Origin of the sequence: Brachybacterium muris (assembly GCF_016907455.1) — a bacterium.
Lineage (GTDB): Bacteria > Actinomycetota > Actinomycetes > Actinomycetales > Dermabacteraceae > Brachybacterium > Brachybacterium muris.
In genome coordinates this window covers 1361687-1384523 of the sequence record NZ_JAFBCB010000001.1, presented here as the reverse complement: position 1 = coordinate 1384523, position 22837 = coordinate 1361687, and the positions used below count along the sequence as shown (strand labels likewise).

The window sequence follows — 22837 nt, the reverse complement described above, 5'->3', positions numbered from 1 at the left end:
CCGCTACGGCAGCGACGTGGCACCCGAACCCTCGATCAGCGGACCCCAGCGAGGCGAATATTCACCCAGTCCACCGCCCCGGCGATCACGTCGTCGCCGGCGAAGAGGGACTTGATCTCCTGCTCCGCGCGGCCCACCGGGTTCGTCGCTCCACCGATCATCATCCGTGGCCTCCTGAGGGTGTCCAGGTGCCTGGAGTGACCAGGCACGGTGCTGGCCACACGGTAGCAGGACCCGCCCCGGATGAGGACGCACGAGAGAGCGGCCCCGCACCGGGATTCCGGTGCGGGGCCGCTCAGGGACTGCTGCGGGTCAGTGCTCGTACTGACCGGTGGAGAACTCCATGACCCAGCCGATCACGCCAAGGATGGCGACGATGGAGCCGAGCGCGAAGATCCACCAGCCGGCCGCGACGCCCAGGAACACCAGCGCGGCACCGAGCGAGGCCCACAGCGGCCACCAGCTGTACGGGGCGAAGCTGCCCTGCACACCGGCCTCGTCCTCGACCTCGGCGTCCAGCTGGTCCTCGGGACGCGTGCCGAACTTGCGGTTGTTCAGGGACAGGTACAGGGCGATCATGGCTGCCAGGCCGGCCAGGGCCAGGATCGCGGGGAAGCCCACGGTCTCGATGCCCAGTGGCTCATACAGGCCGGTCAGCAGACCGTACGCGATCCCGACGATCAGGAAGAAGATCGCGAGGATCCAGAAGATGCGCGCGGATGCTCTCATGTCAGTTGGTGTCCTTGTTCACGGCGGGCTCCTGCTGCAGCATGTAGTCCTGCGCTGCGACCTCCGGGTGATGCAGGTCGAAGGCCGGGCGCTCAGACCGGATTCGCGGCAGGGAGTGGAAGTTGTGACGCGGGGGCGGGCAGGACGTTGCCCACTCGAGCGAGGCACCGTAGCCCCAGGGGTCGTCCACCAGGATCTTCTCGCCCTTGATGTGGGTGAGGACCACGTTCAGGATGAACGGCAGGGTCGAGGCGCCCAGGATGAACGCACCCACGGTGGAGAGCTGGTTCATCCACCCGAAGCCGTCCTCGGCCAGGTAGTTGACGTAGCGGCGGGGTGCGCCGGCGACGCCCAGCCAGTGCTGGACCAGGAACGTCAGATGGAAGCCGATCATCAGCAGCCAGAAGTGGATCTTGCCGATCGTCTCGCTGAGCTTGAACCCGAACATCTTGGGCCACCAGAAGTAGAAGCCGGCGAACATCTCGAAGGTGACGGTCCCGAAGAGCACGTAGTGGAAGTGGGCCACCACGAAGTAGGTGTCGGAGAGATGGAAGTCGAGCACCGGGCTGGACAGGATCACGCCGGTCAGGCCACCGAACAGGAAGGTGGTGAGGAAGCCCAGGGTGAACAGCATCGGGGTCTCGAACGTGATCGAGCCTCGCCACATGGTGCCGATCCAGTTGAAGAACTTCACGCCGGTGGGGACGGCGATCAGCATTGTCATGAAGGCGAAGAAGTCCAGCATGATCGCGCCGGTGGTGTACATGTGGTGCGCCCACACGGTGACCGACAGGGCCGCGATCGAGATGGTGGCGCCCACCAGGGTCTTGTACCCGAAGATCGGCTTGCGGCTGAAGGCCGGGATGATCTCGGAGGCGATGCCGAAGAACGGCAGCGCCAGCACGTACACCTCGGGGTGGCCGAAGAACCAGAACAGGTGCTGCCACAGCACCGGTCCGCCGTTCTCGGGGTTGAAGATCTGCGCGTCGAAGCGGCGGTCCGCTCCCAGGGCCAGCAGTGCCGACGCCAGCGGCGGGAAGGCCATCAGCACCAGGACACCGGTGATCAGGATGTTCCAGGTGAAGATCGGCATGCGGAACATGGTCATGCCGGGCATGCGCATGCAGATGATGGTGGTGATGAAGTTGACCGAGCCCAGGATCGTGCCGAAGCCCTGCAAGGCCAAGCCGAAGACCCATAGATCACCGCCCAGGCCGGGGCTGAACGTGGTGTCCGACAGCGGGGCGTAGGCGAACCAGCCGAAGGAGGCCGCACCCTGCGGGGTGAGGAAGCCGGCCACGGCGATCAGGGAGCCGAACAGGGTAAGCCAGAAGGCGAACATGTTCAGGCGCGGGAACGCCATGTCCACGGCGCCGATCTGCAGGGGCACCAGGTAGTTGGCGAAGCCGTTGAACAGCGGGGTGCCGAACATCAGCAGCATGATCGTGCCGTGCATGGTGAACAGCTGGTTGTACTGGTCCTTGGAGACCACGACCTGCAGGCCGGGCTCCCACAGCTCAGCGCGGATCATCAGCGCCAGCACACCGCCGAAGCAGAAGAAGGCGAAGGCCATACCCATGTACATCAGGCCGATGAGCTTGTGGTCCGTGGTGGTCAGCAGCTGGAAGATCCTGCTGCCACGCCTGTGCTCGCCATCGGCTCGGACATGACCGGTCGACTGATGGGTCGTGGTGGTGGGGGCGCTCACTGGTCAGTCTCCTCGCCGGCCGGGGTGGTGGTGCGCTCGGCGTTGCGCGGGTGTGCCTCGTCGTAGCGCTCGCGCATCGACCAGTCCTCCTCGTTGCGGTTCAGGTCCACACCGAGCTGACCGGTGTTGCCCTGGTCCGCGAGCTCCTGCATGCGGGCATCGAACTCCTCCTGGGAGACCACGTGCACGTTGAAGAGCATGTCCGAGTGGTACTCGCCGCACAGCTCGGCGCACTTGCCGGCGTAGACGCCCTCACGGGTGGGGGTGATCTGGAAGCTCGTGGTGCGGCCCGGGAACATGTCCTTCTTGTACAGGAAGTCCACCACCCAGAAGGAGTGGGCCACGTCGCGGGAGTCCAGCTGGAACTCGACCGTCTGACCCACGGGGAGGTACAGCACGGGCAAGGCCTCTGCCGCGCCCTCCTGGCCGGTCTGGAAGGACTGCACGCCGGCGGGCTCGTGGACGTCGGGCTCGACGTAGTTGAAGTCCCAGCTCCACTGCTTGGCCACCACGTTGACCGTGAGATCGGGCTCGGCCACGTGGTGCTCGATCTCGCGCACGTCACGCTGGGTGAAGTAGAAGAAGGTCATGACCATGACCACGGGCAGCAGGGTGAACATCAGCTCCAGCGGCACGTGGTAGCGCAGCTGGATGGGGTAGCCGGTGTCGTCCTTGCGGCGGCGGTAGGCGATGGCGCACCAGATGCTCAGGGCCCACACGATGAGGCCGACGATCACCAGCACGGACCACGAGCCCACCCACATGGTGGTGATGCGCTCGGTCTGGTTGGTGACCTGGCCGTCGTTGTAGCCGGGCAAGTAACCGCGCAGCTGCTCGTCGGTGCAACCGGTCAGCAGCAGCGCCGCGAGGGCCGCGCCTGCTGCCGTCGCGCGGCGTCGACGCCGCGGACGCTGTGTGGCCTGGGGGATCACTGAGGATGACCTTCCGCTCGTTCCGTGGGCCCCTGGGGAGGGGAGCCGGTGCTCGGTGGGCTGCCGCCCGCGGTGCCGCACTCTGACGAGTGGGTCGGGACCTGGCCGTTCTATGACCTCGACTCGGCCCCGACACGTGACGGCACCCCGTCATCATACGCGTTTTCCGAGGTTCCGGGACCAAAGGCACGCTGGACGGAGGCTGCTGTGAAGGGCCTGTGAGGTGCGTCTCAGCCGAAGGAGTCGCCGCAGGCGCAGGAGCTCTGCGCGTTGGGGTTGTCGATCGTGAAGCCCTGCTTCTCGATGCTGTCGGCGAAGTCGATGACGGCCCCGGCGAGGTAGGGGTTGCTCATCTTGTCAACGACGACCTCGACGCCGTCGAACTCGACGGTGAGGTCACCGTCCATGAGGCGCTCGTCGAAGTACAGCTGGTAGATCAGGCCGGAGCAGCCGCCGGGCTGCACGGCGATCCGCAGGCGCAGGTCGTCACGGCCCTCCTGCTCGAGCAGGGTGTTCACCTTGGCGACGGCGACGGGGGTGAGGGTCACGCCGTGGGCGGCGGTGGTGCGCTCTGTGGCGGTGGTCATGGAGGTCCTCCTCGATACAGACGTGGGTCAAGCGTACGCCGCGCGACGGTCGCGCGGCCGATGGGCAAGGGCGATGAGGCTCACCCCGGCCGTGGGGGTCAGCGGATCCCGCGGGGGTCAGAGCGCCCCGCGGAAGGCCGCCAGCAGGAGCACTCCCCCGTAGCCGAGCACGGTGCCCAGGATCAGCGCTGTCGCGGCGTCGCGCTCACGCCCGGCGACCACTGCGCCGAAGGCGGCCATCGCCACGACGACCACCACCAGGGCACCCCACCACACCAGCCAGTACCCGACCATGAAACCGAGCACCAGACCGCCGAACAGGGCCGGGACGGTGAGCACCGACACCGTGGGACTGCTGCTCCCGCTGCTGCGGTCGTCGCCGTGGGTGCGCCCGGCGCGCTGATCGGGCCTGCTCATGCGCGCCTGCCCAGGGATCCGGCGCCGCTCAGCAGCAGCGCCTCGGCCAGGCACACCTTCGCGAACTCGCCCAGGTGCAGGGACTCGTCGATGCCGTGGGCGCGGGACTGGGGGTCCTCCACCCCGGTCACCAGCACCTCGGCCTCGGGGAACACCTCGAGCAGGTCGGCGATGAAGGGGATGGAGCCACCGAGCCCGGTGTCCACCGCCTCGTTGCCCCAGGCGGCCCCCAGGGCCGCGCGGGCCAGGCTCGTCGCGGGCGTGTCCTGATGGGCCTGGTAGGGCTTGCCCTCCTCCCCGCGACGGATGGTGACCTGCGCGGTGGGCGGGGTGTTCTGCTCCAGGTGGGACACCAGCGCGTCCATCGCGGCGGCGGGCTCCTGGCCCGGGGGGATGCGCAGGGAGAGCTTGGCGCGGGCCGCGGGGATCAGGGTGTTGGACGCCTGCTGCACGGCGGGGGCGTCGATGCCGATCACGGACAGTGCAGGCCGGGTCCACAGGCGGGCGGCGATACCGCCGGTACCGGAGAGCTCGAGGCCCTCGGGGACACCGGCGTCGCGGCGGTAGTCCTCCTCGGGCATCTCGACGGCAGGGTCCTCTGCGCGCACCAGTCCGGGCACCGCCACCTCGCCGTTGCTGTCGTGGAGCGTGGCAATCAGGCGCGAGAGCTGAGTCAGTGCGTCCAGCACGGGGCCACCGAACAGTCCGGAGTGGACGGCGTGCTCCAGCACCCGCACCTCGACGGTCAGGTCCACCACTCCCCGCAGGCTGGTGGTGAGGGCGGGTGTGCCCACGTCCCAGTTGGCGGAGTCGGCGACGATGATGAGGTCGGCGGCCAGGCGGTCGCGGAAGGCCTCGATGAAGGGGCGGAAGGTGGGCGAGCCGCACTCCTCCTCGCCCTCGACGAACACGGTCACCCCGATCCCCTGCTCTGCGAGCTGCTCCCCCACCAGTCGCAGGGCGGTCACGTGGGCCATCACCCCGGCCTTGTCGTCGGCGGCGCCGCGACCGAACATCCGCTCCCCGCGCCGGGTGGGCTCGAAGGGGGCGCTGGTCCAGGAATCGACGTCACCGGTGGGCTGGACGTCATGGTGGGCGTACAGCATCACGGTGGGCATGCCCTCGCGGGCGGGCCTGCGGGCGATGACCGCCGGGGCGCCCTCGCCCACCGACTCGATCGTGACCTCCGGCATGCCGGCCTCGCGCAGGAGACCTGCCACTGCCTCGGCACTGCGCCGCACGGGCTCACGGTCGTACCCGGGGAAGGCGATCGACGGGATCCGCACCAGATCCTCGAGATCGGCGATCGCCTGGGGTAGCAGCTCGTCGAGCCGCGCCTGCAACGCCTCGGGATCGGCGTGCTCCCCCCAGGGGGCGGGACCGCTCGCGGCAGGGGCAGGACTGGTGGATGTGGTGTGATCGTCGACTCCGCTCATGCCTGCCACCGTACCGTCCGGGCGCATCCCAGCAGTCCTCGCCTAGACTGCCCCGGTGATCTTCCGCAAGTCCCAGCCCCCCGCCCAGCCCGAGCCGGAGCCGCGGGCCACCAGGCCCGGCTCCAAGGGCCGCCCCACCCGCAGCCGCAAGGAGGCCGAGGCGGCCCGCCGTCGGCCGCTGGTGGTGACCGACCGCAAGGAGGCCCGCCGCCGGGACCGCGAACGCTCCCAGCGCGAGCGGATGAACGCGCAGCAGGCGCTGATGACCGGCGACGAGAAGAACATGCCGGTCCAGCACCGCGGGCCGGAGCGTCGCCTGGTTCGCGACGTGGTGGACTCCCGCCGGAACCTGGCGGAGCTGTTCTTCCCCATTGCCCTGGTGTTCATGCTGGTGGCGCTGGTGGTGCCGCTGTTCGCGCCGGAGATGTACATGGTGATGAGCACCGGCATGATCATCGTGCTGTGGGGCGGCATCCTGGCGTGTGTGGTGGACTCGGTGTTCCTGCGCAAGCGCCTGCGCAAGGAGATCACCGAGGAGTTCGGCGAGGTGGAGCGCGGCCTGGTGGGCTACGGCATCATGCGCTCGATCCAGATCCGCCGCTGGCGCCTGCCGCGGCCGATGATCAAGCACGGCGAGGCACCGCGCCGCTGACCTGCCACGACGGCCACCAAGCAGTGACGACGGCCATCGAGACGTGACGAAGCCCGCCCGGCGAACCGGGCGGGCTTCGTCGTCCTCGGACGTGCCGAGGGACCGGTCAGGTCACCGGCGCATCAGGCCGATGCGCTCTTGCCGGCACCGGGCTGCGCGGCGTCGTGCTGCTCGGGGTCCTCGCCGTCCTTGTCCTGCTTCTTGGCCGGGGCGGGCTTGGCGTCGATACCGGCCTCCTTGCGCTGCTGGGGCGTGATCGGGGCGGGCGCCTGGGTGAGCGGGTCGAAGCCACCGCCGGACTTGGGGTAGGCGATCACCTCTCGGATGGACTCCACCCCTGCCAGCAGTGCCACCACCCGGTCCCAGCCGAAGGCGATGCCGCCGTGGGGAGGGGCGCCGAAGGCGAAGGCGTCCAGCAGGAAGCCGAACTTCTCCTGGGACTCCTCGGGGCTGAGCCCCATCACCGCGAACACGCGCTCCTGCACGTCGCGACGGTGGATACGGATAGAGCCGCCGCCGATCTCGTTGCCGTTGCAGACGATGTCGTAGGCATCGGTCAGGGCGCTGCCGGGATCGGTGTCGAAGGTGTCCAGGTACTCGGGCTTGGGGGCGGTGAAGGCGTGATGCACCGCGGTCCAGGCACCGGAGCCCACCGCCACGTCACCGGCGGCGACGGCGTCACCGGCCGGTTCGAACATGGGGGCATCGACCACCCACACGAAGGCGAAGGCGTCGTGGTCGATCAGGCCCAGCCGCTCGGCGATCTCGTTGCGGGCAGCTCCCAGTAGTGCGCGGGAGGGCTTGGCCTCACCGGCGGCGAAGAACACGCAGTCGCCGGGCTTCGCGCCCACCTTCGCGGCCAGGCCCTCCTTCTCCTGCTCGGAGAGGTTCTTGGCGACGGGGCCGCCGAGCGTGCCGTCCTCCTGGATCAGCACATAGGCGAGGCCCTTGGCACCGCGCTGCTTGGCCCATTCCTGCCAGGCGTCGAGCTGGCGACGGGGCTGGGAGGCGCCGCCGGCCATCACGATGGCACCCACGAACGGCGACTGGAACACCCGGAACGGGGTGTCCTGGAAGTACTCCGTCATCTCGGTGATCTCGAGGTCGAAGCGCAGGTCCGGCTTGTCGGAGCCGTAGCGGCGCATGGCCTCGGCGTAGGTGATCCGCGGGATCGGGGTGGAGATCTCGTGGCCGGCCAGCGCCCACACGTTCTTCACGACGTCCTCGGCCATCGTGATGACGTCCTCCTGGTCCACGAAGCTCATCTCGATGTCGAGCTGGGTGAACTCGGGCTGACGGTCGGCGCGGAAGTCCTCGTCGCGGTAGCAGCGGGCCAGCTGGAAGTACTTCTCCACCCCGCCCACCATCAGCAACTGCTTGAACAGCTGAGGGGACTGGGGCAGGGCGTACCAGGAGCCGGGGGCCAGGCGAGCGGGCACTAGGAAGTCGCGGGCTCCCTCAGGGGTGGAGCGGGTCAGGGTGGGGGTCTCCACCTCCACGAAGCCGTCGTCCAGGAGGGTCTCGCGGGCGGCGCGGTTGGCGTCCGAGCGCAGGCGGAGGATCTTGGCGGGTCCCTGCCGGCGCATGTCCAGGTAGCGGTAGCGCAGGCGGGTCTCCTCACCGACCTCCGTGTGCTCGTCCAGCTGGAACGGCAGCGGGGCGGCGGCGTTCAGCACCTCCACCTCGCTCGCGGTGACCTCGATGTCGCCGGTGGCCAGCTGCGGGTTCTCGTTGCCCTCAGGGCGGCGGTCGACGGTGCCGGTCACCTTCAACACGTACTCGTTGCGCAGGTGCATCGCCTCGTCCTCGCGCACCACCACCTGTGCCACGCCCGAGGCGTCGCGCAGGTCCAGGAACGTCACGCCGCCGTGATCACGGCGACGGCCGATCCAACCGGTGAGGGTGACTTGCTGTCCGATGTGCTCCGGGCGGAGCTCGCCGGCGTGGTGGGTGCGCAGCACGGGATGTCCTTCATCACTAGGGGGCGGGCACGGACCCGACTGTCCTGGGCGGTCCCGACGGGATTCGCGGGAGGACCAGGCAGATCCGCGTGGCGGCACGGGCCGCCGGGCCCAGCGTACCGCGCAGGGTGAGCGATCTCGCCGGGCGCGCCACTATCGGCAGCACTCCCCCGCCCGTAGACTGTCACCTCGTCCGACCTGCGGAACTGCGGGTCCATCCCGCCCGTCGCATCACGGGCACCGCCCTACGCGACTCGCAAGGCTCCACCCCCACCGCTGAAGGACTTCATGACCGACGTTGCCCCTGCCCACGAGCCGACCGACGGCGCATCCGCACCCGCCGATGATGCGACCGTCGAGGCCGCCCCGGCCGATAGCGCCCCCGCCGAGACGAGCTTCGACGACCTCGGGCTCTCGGCCCCCCTGCGCCGCGCGGTGGCCGACCTCGGCTTCGAGCGCCCCTCCCCGATCCAGGTGCAGACCATCCCGGCCCTGCTCAGCGGCCGCGATGTGATCGGTGTGGCGCAGACCGGCACCGGCAAGACGGCCGCCTTCGGGCTCCCCCTGCTCTCGGCCATGGACCCGGCGCAGAAGTCGGTCCAGGCGATCGTGCTGACCCCCACCCGTGAGCTGGCGATGCAGGTGGCCGACGCGATCACCTCCTTCGCCACCGCCATCGACGGCCTGGACGTGGTGGCGGTGTACGGCGGCTCCCCCTATGGCCCGCAGGAGAAGGCCCTGCGCCGCGGTGTGCAGGTGGTCGTGGGGACCCCCGGCCGCGTGATGGATCACATGCGTCGCAACACCCTGCGGCTGGACGGCGTGCGCTTCGCGGTGCTCGACGAGGCCGACGAGATGCTGCGCATGGGCTTCGCGGAGGACGTGGAGGAGATCCTCTCCCACTCCCCCGCCACCCGGCAGGTGGCACTGTTCTCCGCCACCATGCCGCCGGCCATCCAGCGGGTGGCCTCCGAGCACATGGACGACCCGGTGCGCGTGAGCGTGTCCCCGCAGTCCTCCACCGTCAAGAGCGTGCACCAGAGCTACGCCGTGGTGCCCTTCCGTCACCGCACCGGTGCCCTGGCCCGCGTGCTGGCCACCACCGACGCGGAGGCCGCGATCGTTTTCGTGCGCACCCGCGCCGCCGCCGAGGAGGTGGGCTCCGAGCTGGTGGCCCGCGGCCTGGTCGCCTCCTCCATCAGCGGTGACGTGCCCCAGAAGGAGCGCGAGAAGATCGTGGAGCGTCTCCGCGACGGCTCCCTGAAGGTGCTGGTCGCCACCGACGTCGCCGCTCGCGGTCTCGACGTGGACAAGATCGGCCTGGTGGTCAACTTCGATGTGCCCCGTGAGCCCGAGGCGTACGTGCACCGCATCGGCCGCACCGGCCGCGCCGGTCGTACCGGCCAGGCGATCACCTTCATCGGAACCCATGAGCGACGCAACCTGCGTGCGATCGAGAAGGCCACCCGTCAGACCCTCGAGGAAGCACACGTCCCCTCCCCGCGTGATGTCTCCAAGCACCGTCTGCGCAGCCTCCTGGGCAAGGCGCCGGAGCGCCTGGAGCGCGGACGACTGGACCTGTACCGCGAGCTGATCGCGGAGTTCCTGGCCGAGAAGGAGATGGAGCCGACGGACCTGGCCGTGGCGCTGGCCGCCATGGGCGTGGGCGACGACGGCCCCGGCACGGTCACCGAGGAGGAGGAGTTCACCGGTGCCACGCTGACCGGTCGCGACAACGACCGCGGTGACCGCCGCGGGCGCGACCGTCACCGCGACGGCGAGTCCCGCCCCGCGCCCCGCACCGAGGCCGGGTACACCGCATACCGGATCGGCGTGGGCCACACCCACGGTGCTCGCCCGCCGGGCATCGTCGGTGCGATCACCGGTGAGGGCAACGTCAACGGCAAGGACGTCGGCAAGATCTCGATCTTCGGGAACTTCTCGCTGGTGGAGATCCGTGGCGGGCTCAACGGCGAGCAGCTCTCCGCGATCGGTTCCGCCCGCGTGGGCGGCCGTGAGCTGCGCATCGCCGAGGACACCGGGCCCCGTCGCCCCTCCGGGGATCGGCCCTTCCGTCGTGACGGTGAGCGTCCCTTCCGCCGCGACAACGACCGTGGCTTCAAGCGCGACGGCGACCATGGCTTCAAGCGGGACGGTGCGAAGCCGTGGCGCCGCGAGGGCGGTGGCTCACGGTTCGACTCCAAGCGGCGCGCCGGCTCCAACCGGCGCCATGAGGACCATGACGGCTGATCCTCCCTGACCGAGCGCGAGGCCCGCATCCGATCCGGATGCGGGCCTCGCGTGGTCCTGGGTGCTGCGGCGTCGTGGTCGACGCCGCTGCGGGATCAGTTCTGCTGCTGTGCCTGTGCGTCGGCGTAGGCCTTGCGGACCTCGTCCATGTCCAGGTTCTTCACCTGGCCGATGAGCTCCTCCAGGGCCGACTGCGGCAGGGCGCCGGCCTGGGAGAAGACCGGGATGCCCTCGCGGTAGGCCACGAGGGTGGGGATGGAGGTGACGCCGTAGCGCATGGCCAGCTGCTGCTGGTCCTCGGTGTCGACCTTCGCGAAGGTGACGTCGGGGTGCTCCTCCGCGGCCTTCTCGAAGATGGGAGCGAAGCGCTGGCACGGCACGCACCAGCCTGCCCAGAAGTCGATCAGGACGATGCCGTCCTCGACGGTCTCGTCGTGGTTCTCAGCGGTCAGGGTGACTGTGCTCATGCGAGGTGGAACGTGCGTCAGGCCCGAAGGATTCCAGCCCCCGCGCCGGCGTGAGCCACTTCACACGATCGGGGCGAGGTGGACACGCCAGAGGTGGTCACGCCAAAGGCGATCACTCCGTGACGTCACCGGCGAGGATCTGCACGGTCCGGTCCGCGGCGGGGGGCTCCCAGGTGCCGGGATCCACGGCCTGCTGCTCACCGCTGCGGATGTCCTTGACCTCATCGCTGCCATCGGCCGCGGGGAACCACACGTAGGGGATGCCGCGGCGGTCCGCGTAGCGGATCTGCTTGCCGAGCTTCGCTGCGGTGGGTGCCACCTCGCAGGGGATGCCTCGGGACCGCAGCGCCCGGGCGACCGCGTCGCTCTGCGCCCGGGATTCCTCGTCGGCCACGGAGACCAGCACGCAGGTGGGGACCGGGCGGCTGGGGCGGGCCATCTGCGCGGACAGCATCCTTGCCACCAGCCGGGACAGTCCGATCGACAGCCCCACCCCGGGGTAGGTGTGGCGGTTGTCGGTGGCCAGGGAGTCGTAGCGGCCGCCCGAGCAGATCGAGCCCAGTCCCTCGTGTCCCTCCACGAAGCTCTCGAACACGGTGCCGGTGTAGTAGTCCAGGCCGCGGGCGATCGAGAGGTCCGCCAGGATCACGCCCGGCACTGCTGCCTCGACGCGCTCGACCACGGCGGTGAGCTCGGCAATGCCTTCCTCCACCATCTCCCCTGTGCCGCCCAGTTCCCGGACCCGGTCGGCGAAGGAGCCGTCGCGGGTGCGGATCGACGCGAAGGCGAGGCAGGCATCGGCCTGCTCCGGGGAGGCGCCGGCGTCCTCGACCAGCAGTGCCCGCACCGCCGCCTCGCCGATCTTGGGCAGCTTGTCCAGGGCGCGCAGCACCGCCGTGCGGTCTTCCAGGCCCAGGGAGCGGAAGAAGCCCTCGGAGAGCTTGCGGGTGTTGGCGTGGATGGTGACCGCGGGCAGTGGGAGACGACGCAGGATCTCCGCCATCACCACCGCGACCTCGGCCTCGATGTGGCCGGGGAGGGTGTCCTGCCCGATCACGTCGAGATCGGCCTGGTAGAACTCGCGGAAGCGGCCGTCCTGGGGGCGCTCACCGCGCCACACCTTCTGCACCTGGTAGCGGCGCAGCGGGAAGGACAGGTCGTTCTGGTGTTCCAGGACGTAGCGGGCCAGCGGCACCGTGAGGTCGAAGTGCAGACCCAGGGTGCGGGAGGGGTCGGCCCCGGAGTCGTCGCCAGGGGCGCGGCCGTCCTCCTCCGCGTGCAGGCGACGCAGCACGTACACCTCCTTGTCGATCTCACCCTTGCGCAGCAGCTGCTCGAGCGGTTCGACAGCGCGCGTCTCGATCCCGGAGAACCCGTGCAGCTCGGCGACCTCGCGGAACACGTCGATGACGTGCTGTTCGACGAGGCGCTCGGCGGGGAGCCACTCGGGGAAACCGGACAGGGCGGAGATCTTCGCCACGGGAAGTACTTCCTTCGCAGATGCGGGCAGGGAGGGCCCGTCCATTATGACCCCCACGTGGGCGACGGACGGGGCACGGATCACCGGCCGGATCGCTGTAGAGTTCCCTGTCGTGGCGGTCCATCGAAGGGGCGCCATGTGAAGCCCGGCCGCCTCGGCGGCCCGTCCCGCCCAGCAGCGGATCAGATCGAAGGAGCTCAAACCGTGAGCGAGTCCGAGACCCCCGTCACCCCGGAGCCGTCCGAGCAGGCCGAGTCGGTGGAGCCCACCGCGCAGGCGGACCCCACTGAGCCGCCGGCACAGAGCGAACAGCCTGAGCCCGAGCAGACGGATCAGCCCCATCCGGCCCAGCAGGACGAGGGCCAGCAGGACGATCCGGCCCAGCAGGACGAGGGCCAGGACGAGAAGCAGGAGGGCGAGCAGGAGAAGGCGTCCGCACCGACCCCGCGCCCCGTGCCCCGTCCCACTGCGCGCCCCGGCGTCCCCTCCCCCGCTGCTCTGGCCGGCAAGAAGCCGTCCGCCCCCCTGCTGCCCGCGGTGCCGCCGCCGGCCGAGTACGACGAGGCGGCCATCGCTGAGGCCCGCGCCTTCGGGAGCGTGGCCGAGGACGGCACCGTGACCGTGCAGGACGGCACGCAGGTGCGCCAGATCGGCACCACCACGGAGACCGACCACGCGAAGGCACTGGACCCCTTCGCCCGCGCCTACCTCGACCTGGCAGCCTTCCTCGACCTGACCGAGAAGAAGCTCGCTGCCCCCGAGCACACCCAGAACGATCTGAACCGTCTGCTGGAGAACCTGCGCAAGAACATGAAGGAGCCGCAGGTGGTCGGGGACATCCCCGCCCTGCGCGCCCGCGCGCACGACCTGCGGGAGAACGCCAAGTCGAAGATCCAGGCCCTCGAGGCCGAGCGCATGGCCGCCCGCGACGAGGCCACCGCGCGCCGCACGGCCTTCGTGGAGTCCATCGAGCAGCTGGTGGCCACCGAGCCCTCGCAGCTGTCCTGGAAGAGCGCTGGCGAGACCATGCGCCAGATGGTCCCCACCTGGAAGAAGATGCAGTCCGAGGACGTCTCGCTGGACCGCCCCACCGAGGAGGCGCTGTGGAAGCGCCTGTCCACGGCTCGAGCGTCCTTCGACCGCATGCGCAAGCAGTTCTTCTCGCAGCTCGACGAGAAGCACGGCGAGGCCGCCCAGGTCAAGGAGAAGCTGATCGCCGAGGCCGAGTCGATGAAGGACTCCACCGACTGGGGCCCCACGGTTCGCGCCTACAAGGACCTGATGGACCGCTGGCGCAGCGCTCCCCGCGGCAGTCGCAAGAAGGACGACGCCCAGTGGGCACGGTTCAAGGCCGCCCAGGACCACTTCTTCGCCGCCCGCAACGAGGACCTGAAGGCCACCGAGGGCGAGCAGAAGGAGAACCTGAAGGTCAAGGAGGCCCTGCTCGCCGAGGCGCAGTCCATCGACCCGGCGAAGGACCTGGACGGCGCCAAGGAGAAGCTGCGCTCCATCCAGGACCGCTGGGAGGAGGCCGGCAAGGTGCCGCGCTCGGACATGCACCGCATCGAGGACAAGCTGCGTGCGGTCGAGCGCGCTGTGCGCAAGGCCGAGGAGGACGAGTGGCGTCGAACCGACCCGCGCACCAAGGCTCGTGTCGAGGGTGCCTCCTCGCAGCTGCACGCCGCCATCTCGAGCTACCAGGACGCGTTGGACAAGGCCCGCGCCGGGGGTGACCCGAAGAAGATCGCCGAGGCGGAGTCGGCGCTGGAGGCCCGCAAGGAGTGGCTGGCGGTCATCGAGCGCTCCGCCCACGACCTCGGCTGACAGACCTGCAGCACGGCGCACCGGGCCGGGGTTCCTCCCCAACCGTGTCCGTCCACAACTGGCCGGTCCCGCTTGTCGGGGCCGGCCGCTTGCGTCAGAGTCGATCCATGGACAGCACCGGCCACCTCGCACCCTGCGCAGCCTGGTCGCAGCATGCTGCCGACCTCGCGGCCCCGCTGGTCGGTGAGCTGCAGGAGTGGCCGGAGTCCCCCACCATGGACTCCCTGGTGGCCGACGGATACCTGGAGCGCCTGGTACCGGGTGTGTTCACCCCGCCGGACGTCCTGGACACCGCGGTGCGCCGCGCGCTGCTGCTGGGTGCCGCGATCGGGCAGGAACTGCGACGCCATCACGTGATCGCAGGCGACTCAGCGCGGTGGGTGATGTGCTGAGTATTCGTAGTCGTGGGAGCCACCGAATCTTGCTCTTGGGGACCGCCGATCGTGCCGACGGGGGCCAGTAGCCGCCGCGGTGGGGACCACTGGCTCCCGCCGGCATCGGGTCACTGGGGCAGTGCGGTGTGTTCTCGCATGTTCCTGTCGCCGGTGTCGATCCAGATTGTGTTGTGCACGATGCGGTCCATGATCGCATCGGCGTGGACTGCTCCACCGAGCCGGGCGTGCCAGTCCTTCTTCGGGTACTGGGTGCAGAACACGGTCGAGCCGGTGTCATAGCGGCGCTCGAGCAGTTCCAGCAGCATCGAACGCATTCCCTCGTCAGGATGGTCCAGCAGCCACTCGTCGATCACCAGCAGCGAGAACGTGGAGTACTTCCGCAGGAACTTCGTCTGGCCCTGCGGCTTGTCCTTTGCCAGGGCCCAGGCCTCTTCGAGGTCGGGCATTCGGATGTAGTGGGCTCGGAGCCGGTGCTGGCAGGCCTGCTTCGCCAGCGCGCAGCCGAGGTAGGACTTCCCTGAGCCGGTGAAGCCCTGGAAGACCACGTTCTGTTGCCGCTGGATGAAGGAGCAGGTTGCCAGTTGCGCGATCACGTTCCGGTTCAGTCCCCGTTCCTCGACCAGATCCAGCCGCCGCAGGTCCGCTCCGGGATAACGCAGCCCCGCCCGGCGGATCAGACCCTCGACCTTTCCATGATTGAAGATGGAATGCGCCTCGTCCACGATCAGCTGGAGCCGTTCCTGGAACGACATCCCCAGCACGTGAGCCTCATCCTGGGCATCGATCGCGTCCAGCAGCGCGGTCGCGCCCATCTCGCGCAGCTTCCGCTTCGTGTCGTTATCGATCACGCTCACCGGACACCTCCGGCGTAGTAGTCGGCGCCACGGACGTATCCGCCGTCTTCCGCGGGTTCCTCGCGGGGTGGACGCAGGGCGGCGACCTTGTCCTGCCCGGTGGCCAAGATCGGGTGCAGATGCGCATAGCGCGGTGAACGGACCCGTCCCGTCAGCGCGAGTGCGCAGGCCGCCTCGACCCGATCTACGGAGAAGCGGCGAGAGAGCCGTAGCACCGCCAACGCGGGATCCAGGCCCTGTTCCACGATCGGCACGGACTCGAAGATCCGCTGGATCACGATCACCGTGGCCGGCCCGACCCGATCTGCCCACGCCCGCACCCTCTGCGCGTCCCAGGCCTGGAAACGCTCGCCCGCAGGTAGGTCCGCGTCGTTGGTGCGGTACTCATTGCTCGCGGTCTCCGGGAGCAGCAGGTGACTGGTCAGTCGCTGGCTGCCCTGATAGATCTCCAGCGTCCGGGCCGTGATGCGCAGATCGACCTTCGCGCCGATGTGCGCGAACGGCGCGGAGTAGAAGTTCCGCGCGAACGTGACGTGCCCGTTCCTGCCCACTCGTCGTCCGTAGTGCCATGTCGAGATCTCGTAGGGCACCGCCGGCAGCGGCGTCAGCAGCGGCCGCTCCTCCGCGTCGAACACGCTGGCGCGGGATCCGGGCCGCTTCTGGAACGGCTCCGCGTTATAGGCCTCCATCCGCTGCCCGATGGCGGCTGCAAGTTCGGGCAGGGACGTGAATCGCTGATCCCGCAGCCCGGCGATGACCCAGGTCGCGACGTGCGCGACGGTGTTCTCCACGCTCGCCTTGTCTTTCGGTTTCCGCACCCTCCCCGGGAGCACCGCCGCCGAGTAATGCGCTGCCATCTCGCGATACGCATCGTTCAGGACGATCTCGCCCTCGCGGGGGTGCTTCACCACACCGGTCTTGAGGTTGTCCGGAACGATCCTCGGGACCGTCCCGCCCAGCGCCTCGAACATCGCTACGTGCGCTCGCAGCCAGGACTCCTGGCGCATATCCAGCGCCGGGAAGCAGAACGCGTAACGAGAAAAAGGCAGGCAGGCAACGAACAAGAACACCTTCGAGACCTCGCCGGTGACCGGATCGGCCAGCTCCATCGTGGGGCCGGACCAGTCGACCTCCACGCTCTGGCCGGCCTTGTGACCGACTCTCGAAGCGGCACCGGTGACCATGACGTGGTGCTGGTAGGTGCGGCAAAACCGGTCATACCCCATCGCCGGATCCCCAGCCGCCGTGGTCGCGTCGAAGTACTCGCCGTGCAACAGCTTCAGCGTCACGCCGACCCTGGCCATCTCTCGATGGACCTGTTCCCAGTCCGGCTGTGCGAACACGCTCTCGTGCTCGCCCCGGCCCGGGAACAACCGGGCATACACCTGCTCATCGGCGACGTCCGCGATATCGCCCCACCCGATCCCTGCAGCGTCAGCGGCCTCGAACACCGCCCTCACGGACTTGCGGGACATGCCCTGCGAGGACGAAATCGCTCGCCCCGACAGACCTTCTGCGCGCAGCTGGAGCACCAGCTTCGCCCTGATCTTCCGTACCATTCCAGATTGCTCCTTCCGCCGCGTGCCCTATACACACGGCGGAAGGAGCGTAGACAGAGCGGCCCCAACGACACCACTGGTGGTCCCGAACGACGCCACCGCTACGGCAGCGACGTGGCACCCGAACCCTCGATCAGCGGACCCCAGCGAGGCGAATATTCAGTGCGGCGGCCCCGCCCCCTCCCCGGCGGAGCTGCTCACCACGGCGCATCGCAGCCCTCTGGGCGGGGTGCTGGTGCGGCACTCCCGTCTCGCTGAGTATTCGTAGTCGTGGGAGCCACCGAATCTTGCTCTTGGGGACCGCCGATCGTGCCGACGGGGGCCAGTAGCCGCCGCGGTGGGGACCACTGGCTCCCGCCGGCATCGGGTCACTGGGGCAGTGCGGTGTGTTCTCGCATGTTCCTGTCGCCGGTGTCGATCCAGATTGTGTTGTGCACGATGCGGTCCATGATCGCATCGGCGTGGACTGCTCCACCGAGCCGGGCGTGCCAGTCCTTCTTCGGGTACTGGGTGCAGAACACGGTCGAGCCGGTGTCATAGCGGCGCTCGAGCAGTTCCAGCAGCATCGAACGCATTCCCTCGTCAGGATGGTCCAGCAGCCACTCGTCGATCACCAGCAGCGAGAACGTGGAGTACTTCCGCAGGAACTTCGTCTGGCCCTGCGGCTTGTCCTTTGCCAGGGCCCAGGCCTCTTCGAGGTCGGGCATTCGGATGTAGTGGGCTCGGAGCCGGTGCTGGCAGGCCTGCTTCGCCAGCGCGCAGCCGAGGTAGGACTTCCCTGAGCCGGTGAAGCCCTGGAAGACCACGTTCTGTTGCCGCTGGATGAAGGAGCAGGTTGCCAGTTGCGCGATCACGTTCCGGTTCAGTCCCCGTTCCTCGACCAGATCCAGCCGCCGCAGGTCCGCTCCGGGATAACGCAGCCCCGCCCGGCGGATCAGACCCTCGACCTTTCCATGATTGAAGATGGAATGCGCCTCGTCCACGATCAGCTGGAGCCGTTCCTGGAACGACATCCCCAGCACGTGAGCCTCATCCTGGGCATCGATCGCGTCCAGCAGCGCGGTCGCGCCCATCTCGCGCAGCTTCCGCTTCGTGTCGTTATCGATCACGCTCACCGGACACCTCCGGCGTAGTAGTCGGCGCCACGGACGTATCCGCCGTCTTCCGCGGGTTCCTCGCGGGGTGGACGCAGGGCGGCGACCTTGTCCTGCCCGGTGGCCAAGATCGGGTGCAGATGCGCATAGCGCGGTGAACGGACCCGTCCCGTCAGCGCGAGTGCGCAGGCCGCCTCGACCCGATCTACGGAGAAGCGGCGAGAGAGCCGTAGCACCGCCAACGCGGGATCCAGGCCCTGTTCCACGATCGGCACGGACTCGAAGATCCGCTGGATCACGATCACCGTGGCCGGCCCGACCCGATCTGCCCACGCCCGCACCCTCTGCGCGTCCCAGGCCTGGAAACGCTCGCCCGCAGGTAGGTCCGCGTCGTTGGTGCGGTACTCATTGCTCGCGGTCTCCGGGAGCAGCAGGTGACTGGTCAGTCGCTGGCTGCCCTGATAGATCTCCAGCGTCCGGGCCGTGATGCGCAGATCGACCTTCGCGCCGATGTGCGCGAACGGCGCGGAGTAGAAGTTCCGCGCGAACGTGACGTGCCCGTTCCTGCCCACTCGTCGTCCGTAGTGCCATGTCGAGATCTCGTAGGGCACCGCCGGCAGCGGCGTCAGCAGCGGCCGCTCCTCCGCGTCGAACACGCTGGCGCGGGATCCGGGCCGCTTCTGGAACGGCTCCGCGTTATAGGCCTCCATCCGCTGCCCGATGGCGGCTGCAAGTTCGGGCAGGGACGTGAATCGCTGATCCCGCAGCCCGGCGATGACCCAGGTCGCGACGTGCGCGACGGTGTTCTCCACGCTCGCCTTGTCTTTCGGTTTCCGCACCCTCCCCGGGAGCACCGCCGCCGAGTAATGCGCTGCCATCTCGCGATACGCATCGTTCAGGACGATCTCGCCCTCGCGGGGGTGCTTCACCACACCGGTCTTGAGGTTGTCCGGAACGATCCTCGGGACCGTCCCGCCCAGCGCCTCGAACATCGCTACGTGCGCTCGCAGCCAGGACTCCTGGCGCATATCCAGCGCCGGGAAGCAGAACGCGTAACGAGAAAAAGGCAGGCAGGCAACGAACAAGAACACCTTCGAGACCTCGCCGGTGACCGGATCGGCCAGCTCCATCGTGGGGCCGGACCAGTCGACCTCCACGCTCTGGCCGGCCTTGTGACCGACTCTCGAAGCGGCACCGGTGACCATGACGTGGTGCTGGTAGGTGCGGCAAAACCGGTCATACCCCATCGCCGGATCCCCAGCCGCCGTGGTCGCGTCGAAGTACTCGCCGTGCAACAGCTTCAGCGTCACGCCGACCCTGGCCATCTCTCGATGGACCTGTTCCCAGTCCGGCTGTGCGAACACGCTCTCGTGCTCGCCCCGGCCCGGGAACAACCGGGCATACACCTGCTCATCGGCGACGTCCGCGATATCGCCCCACCCGATCCCTGCAGCGTCAGCGGCCTCGAACACCGCCCTCACGGACTTGCGGGACATGCCCTGCGAGGACGAAATCGCTCGCCCCGACAGACCTTCTGCGCGCAGCTGGAGCACCAGCTTCGCCCTGATCTTCCGTACCATTCCAGATTGCTCCTTCCGCCGCGTGCCCTATACACACGGCGGAAGGAGCGTAGACAGAGCGGCCCCAACGACACCACTGGTGGTCCCGAACGACGCCACCGCTACGGCAGCGACGTGGCACCCGAACCCTCGATCAGCGGACCCCAGCGAGGCGAATATTCACTCGCCACCGGTGACGTGGAGACCATGGGCGGTGCCCCACTCACCTCACCGGTCCGCACGGCACTGGATCTGCTGCGGTTCGCCGGCAACGACACCGCTGTGCCGGCCGTGAGGGACCTGCTGGACAACGGCCACCTCACGGAATCGCAGGTCCATACGCAGCTCGCCACGCTCCCCCACCGCTACCTCACGCGCACCGCCAGGGAACGATGGGAGGCCGTGCTCCACGGTGGGGCAACACCCTGGTCAGGAAGTGCCTATCAGGACGCGGTCAACGGTGCGGCGGCGGAGACGGCCTTGCCGTCCGCCGTGACCCGGTAGACGTCGAACACGCCCTCGACGCGGCGCACGGCCGCGAGCACTGCCTGCAGGTGAGACGGATCTGCCAGCTCGAAGGAGAAGTAGCCGGTGGCCAAACGGTCGTCGTCGGAATGGGCGGAGGCCGACTGCAGGTTCACCTGCTGCTCGGCGATCACCAGCGCCAGGTCCGTGAGCAGGCGGGAGCGGTCCAGTGCCTCGACCTTGATGTGCACCAGGTAGGCGGAGCCCATGCGTCCGGACCAGTGCACCTCCACCAGGCGGTCCGGCTGCTGCTGCCGCAGCTGCTCGGCGTTGCCGCAGCTGGTGTGGTGCACCGAGATCCCGGAGCCACGGGTGACGAACCCGATGATCGGATCACCGGGCACCGGGGCACAGCACTTGGCGAGCTTGACCCACAGGTCCGTCTGGCCGTCCACCACCACGCCCTGGTCGGTGTCGGAGACGTGCCGCTCGGACCGCGAGGGACGGGACCGGGCCTTGGAGGGCAGCGCCATCTCGGCGACGTCCTCGGCGGCGCCGTCGGTCCCACCGAACGTGGCGCGCAGCTTCTCGACCACGTTCTGCGTGCCCACGTGGCCCTCGCCGATCGCCGCATACAGGTCGTCCACAGTGGCCAGGTTGAGGTCCCCGGCCACGGTGGCGAGGGTCTCGTGGGTGAGCAGGCGGCGCATCGGGAGATCCTGACGGCGCAGCGCCTTCGCGAGCTCGTCCTTGCCCTTGTCCAGGGCGCCCTCACGGCGCTCCTTCGAGAACCACTGGCGGATCTTGGTGCGGGCACGGGCGGACTTCACGAAACCCAGCCAGTCCTGGCTGGGTCCGGCCTCGGGTGCCTTGGAGGTGAACACCTCGACCACGTCGCCCGTGTTCAGGGTGGACTCCAGCGACACCAGGCGCCCGTTGACCCGGGCACCCATGGTGCGGTGCCCCACCTCGGTGTGGACCGAGTAGGCGAAGTCCACCGGCGTCGAGCCCTGCGGCAGGGCGAGCACGTCACCCTTCGGGGTGAAGACGTACACCTCCTGCGTGTTGATCTCGAAGCGCAGGGAGTCCAGGAACTCACCGGAGTCGGCGGTGTCCTTCTGCCACTCCATCAGCTGCCGCAGCCAGGTGGCCTCATCGTTGATGGGCCGGGACGAGGGCGTGCTGCCGGCCATCGCCTTGTACTTCCAGTGGGCGGCCACGCCGTACTCCGCGCGACGGTGCATCTCCCAGGTGCGGATCTGGATCTCCACCGGCTTGCCAGTGGGGCCGATCACCGTGGTGTGCAGCGACTGGTACAGGTTGAACTTCGGCAGGGCGATGTAGTCCTTGAAGCGGCCCGGCACCGGCGACCAGCGCGCGTGGAGGATGCCCAGCACCCCGTAGCAGTCACGCACGGTGTCCACCAGCACCCGCACACCCACCAGGTCGTAGATGTCGGCGAAGTCGCGGCCGCGCACAATCATCTTCTGGTAGATCGAGTAGTAGTGCTTGGGGCGGCCGGTGACCTCGACCTTGATCCTCGCCTTGCGGGCGTCCTCGAGGATCTGCCGCGATACAGCGGAGAGGTGCTGCTCGCGGGCCGGGGCGTGCTGGGCCACCAGTGCCACGATCTCCTCGTACACCTTGGGGTACAGCGCCTGGAAGGAGAGGTCCTCCAGTTCCCACTTCATGGTGTTCAGGCCCAGCCGGTGGGCCAGGGGCGCGTAGATCTCCAGCGTCTCCTTGGCCTTGCTCTCGGCGGAGGCGGCCGAGACGTACTTCCAGGTGCGAGCGTTGTGGACACGGTCGGCGAGCTTGATCAGCAGCACCCGCACATCGCGGCTCATCGCCACGATCATCTTGCGGACGGTCTCGGCCTGGGCGGCCTCGCCGTAGGTGACCTTGTCGAGCTTGGTGACCCCGTCCACCAGCACGGCGATCACCTCACCGAAGTCCTCCCGCAGCTGGTCGAGGGAGTAGTCGGTGTCCTCGACGGTGTCGTGCAGCAGGGCAGCGGCGATCACCTCCGCCGGGGAGCCCAGCTCGGCCAGGATCGTGGCCACGGACACCGGGTGGGTGATGTACGGGTCCCCGCTCTTGCGCATCTGACCGCGGTGGGCGCGCTCGGCGACGGCGAAGGCGCGCTGGATCAGCGCGATGTCCTCCTTGGAGCGTCCCGGGGAGAAGGTCTCCAGCAGGGGCACCAGCAGCGGTGAGGTGGTGGAGACGGGGCGGGAGCCGAAGAACGAGAGACGGGAGCGGCTGCGCCGGGGCACGGCACCGGGAGCCCGGGAGGAGCTGGGCGCGGCAAGGGAGCTCGCGGGAGCGGCGCTGCTCGGAGCGGGGGTCGCGGGCGACTTCTCCGCCTCGTGCGACGGGGCACCCTCGGGTGCCGTGGTGCTTTCGGGTGCGGTGCGGTCCTGCACTGCTCACCTCCTGCCTGAGGTGGTCATTCTACGCGTGCACGG

General features: G+C 68.9%; 21 protein-coding genes. 5 read left to right on the top strand and 16 right to left on the bottom strand.

Features of this window, described 5'->3' with window-relative positions; all coding sequences use genetic code 11:
* Nucleotides 1–35: 35 nt before the first annotated feature.
* The 7 genes from JOD52_RS17455 to JOD52_RS06375 form a co-directional block, all read right to left on the bottom strand.
* Nucleotides 36–164: a hypothetical protein gene (locus tag JOD52_RS17455; protein ID WP_275579093.1), complete on the bottom strand. Its 129-nt coding sequence runs from the start codon at nucleotides 162–164 to the stop codon at nucleotides 36–38.
* A gap of 148 nt (nucleotides 165–312) precedes the next feature.
* Nucleotides 313–729, bottom strand: coding sequence for an aa3-type cytochrome oxidase subunit IV (gene ctaF, locus JOD52_RS06400; RefSeq protein ID WP_204409116.1), 417 nt, complete (start codon nucleotides 727–729; stop codon nucleotides 313–315).
* 1 nt (nucleotide 730) lies between these two features.
* Complete coding sequence (gene ctaD / locus JOD52_RS06395) at nucleotides 731–2437, bottom strand: aa3-type cytochrome oxidase subunit I (RefSeq protein WP_204409115.1); 1707 nt, start codon at nucleotides 2435–2437, stop codon at nucleotides 731–733.
* A complete protein-coding gene (ctaC, locus tag JOD52_RS06390) occupies nucleotides 2434–3369 on the bottom strand; it encodes an aa3-type cytochrome oxidase subunit II (protein WP_204409114.1) in 936 nt (311 codons plus the stop codon). The genes ctaD and ctaC overlap by 4 nt, the downstream gene beginning before the upstream one ends.
* Nucleotides 3370–3599: 230 nt before the next feature.
* A complete protein-coding gene (erpA, locus tag JOD52_RS06385; protein ID WP_204409113.1) occupies nucleotides 3600–3956 on the bottom strand; it encodes an iron-sulfur cluster insertion protein ErpA in 357 nt (118 codons plus the stop codon).
* 117 nt (nucleotides 3957–4073) lie between these two features.
* Nucleotides 4074–4373 carry a hypothetical protein gene (locus JOD52_RS06380; RefSeq protein ID WP_017823689.1) on the bottom strand — a complete coding sequence of 100 codons (300 nt, stop codon included), beginning with the start codon at nucleotides 4371–4373 and terminating at the stop codon, nucleotides 4074–4076.
* Nucleotides 4370–5809, bottom strand: a complete 1440-nt coding sequence (locus JOD52_RS06375; RefSeq protein WP_150108406.1) for a dipeptidase — start codon at nucleotides 5807–5809, stop codon at nucleotides 4370–4372. Before JOD52_RS06375 ends, JOD52_RS06380 begins: the two co-directional genes overlap by 4 nt.
* 55 nt (nucleotides 5810–5864) lie before the next feature.
* Here JOD52_RS06375 and JOD52_RS06370 point away from each other — a divergent pair, with 55 nt between their 5' ends.
* Complete coding sequence (locus tag JOD52_RS06370) at nucleotides 5865–6461, top strand: DUF3043 domain-containing protein (protein ID WP_204409112.1); 597 nt, start codon at nucleotides 5865–5867, stop codon at nucleotides 6459–6461.
* A gap of 122 nt (nucleotides 6462–6583) precedes the next feature.
* On the opposite strand, the gene aspS is transcribed toward JOD52_RS06370, so the two are convergent.
* Nucleotides 6584–8422, bottom strand: a complete 1839-nt coding sequence (gene aspS / locus JOD52_RS06365) for an aspartate--tRNA ligase (protein ID WP_204409111.1) — start codon at nucleotides 8420–8422, stop codon at nucleotides 6584–6586.
* Between the two features lie 288 nt (nucleotides 8423–8710).
* Between aspS and JOD52_RS06360 the strand changes: the two genes are divergently transcribed.
* Complete coding sequence (locus tag JOD52_RS06360) at nucleotides 8711–10672, top strand: DEAD/DEAH box helicase (RefSeq protein ID WP_204409110.1); 1962 nt, start codon at nucleotides 8711–8713, stop codon at nucleotides 10670–10672.
* A 95-nt stretch (nucleotides 10673–10767) separates the two neighbouring features.
* Here JOD52_RS06360 and trxA read toward each other — a convergent pair whose 3' ends face one another.
* Together trxA and hisS are read right to left on the bottom strand one after the other, a co-directional pair.
* Nucleotides 10768–11139, bottom strand: coding sequence for a thioredoxin (trxA, locus tag JOD52_RS06355; protein ID WP_017823694.1), 372 nt, complete (start codon nucleotides 11137–11139; stop codon nucleotides 10768–10770).
* A 112-nt stretch (nucleotides 11140–11251) separates the two neighbouring features.
* The gene (gene hisS, locus JOD52_RS06350; protein WP_017823695.1) at nucleotides 11252–12619 is read right to left on the bottom strand and encodes a histidine--tRNA ligase; all 1368 of its coding nucleotides are present in this window, start codon (nucleotides 12617–12619) and stop codon (nucleotides 11252–11254) included.
* Between the two features lie 204 nt (nucleotides 12620–12823).
* Between hisS and JOD52_RS17710 the strand changes: the two genes are divergently transcribed.
* Nucleotides 12824–14443: a DUF349 domain-containing protein gene (locus tag JOD52_RS17710; protein ID WP_204409109.1), complete on the top strand. Its 1620-nt coding sequence runs from the start codon at nucleotides 12824–12826 to the stop codon at nucleotides 14441–14443.
* Nucleotides 14444–14550: 107 nt separating this feature from the next.
* Nucleotides 14551–14835, top strand: coding sequence for a hypothetical protein (locus JOD52_RS06340; RefSeq protein ID WP_239551817.1), 285 nt, complete (start codon nucleotides 14551–14553; stop codon nucleotides 14833–14835).
* Between the two features lie 110 nt (nucleotides 14836–14945).
* Here JOD52_RS06340 and JOD52_RS06335 read toward each other — a convergent pair whose 3' ends face one another.
* From JOD52_RS06335 to istA (JOD52_RS06315), 5 genes are all read right to left on the bottom strand, one after another.
* Complete coding sequence (locus JOD52_RS06335) at nucleotides 14946–15692, bottom strand: ATP-binding protein (RefSeq protein ID WP_338124028.1); 747 nt, start codon at nucleotides 15690–15692, stop codon at nucleotides 14946–14948.
* The gene (gene istA, locus JOD52_RS06330; RefSeq protein WP_204408388.1) at nucleotides 15689–17251 is read right to left on the bottom strand and encodes an IS21 family transposase; all 1563 of its coding nucleotides are present in this window, start codon (nucleotides 17249–17251) and stop codon (nucleotides 15689–15691) included. The genes JOD52_RS06335 and istA (JOD52_RS06330) overlap by 4 nt, the downstream gene beginning before the upstream one ends.
* A 133-nt stretch (nucleotides 17252–17384) precedes the next feature.
* The gene (locus JOD52_RS06325) at nucleotides 17385–17615 is read right to left on the bottom strand and encodes a hypothetical protein (protein WP_204409108.1); all 231 of its coding nucleotides are present in this window, start codon (nucleotides 17613–17615) and stop codon (nucleotides 17385–17387) included.
* A 4-nt stretch (nucleotides 17616–17619) separates the two neighbouring features.
* Nucleotides 17620–18366 (bottom strand): ATP-binding protein, encoded by a 747-nt coding sequence (locus JOD52_RS06320; protein ID WP_338124028.1) that lies wholly within the window; start codon nucleotides 18364–18366, stop codon nucleotides 17620–17622.
* Nucleotides 18363–19925 carry an IS21 family transposase gene (istA, locus tag JOD52_RS06315; protein WP_204408388.1) on the bottom strand — a complete coding sequence of 521 codons (1563 nt, stop codon included), beginning with the start codon at nucleotides 19923–19925 and terminating at the stop codon, nucleotides 18363–18365. The genes JOD52_RS06320 and istA (JOD52_RS06315) overlap by 4 nt, the downstream gene beginning before the upstream one ends.
* Before the next feature lie 114 nt (nucleotides 19926–20039).
* Between istA (JOD52_RS06315) and JOD52_RS06310 the strand changes: the two genes are divergently transcribed.
* Entirely contained in the window at nucleotides 20040–20408 is a 369-nt protein-coding gene (locus JOD52_RS06310; RefSeq protein WP_239551816.1) for a hypothetical protein, read from the top strand.
* Here the strand turns inward: JOD52_RS06310 and JOD52_RS06305 are convergent.
* A complete protein-coding gene (locus tag JOD52_RS06305; RefSeq protein WP_017823698.1) occupies nucleotides 20348–22795 on the bottom strand; it encodes a RelA/SpoT family protein in 2448 nt (815 codons plus the stop codon). The two genes, JOD52_RS06310 and JOD52_RS06305, sit on opposite strands and share 61 nt — an antisense overlap.
* Nucleotides 22796–22837 lie beyond the last annotated feature (42 nt).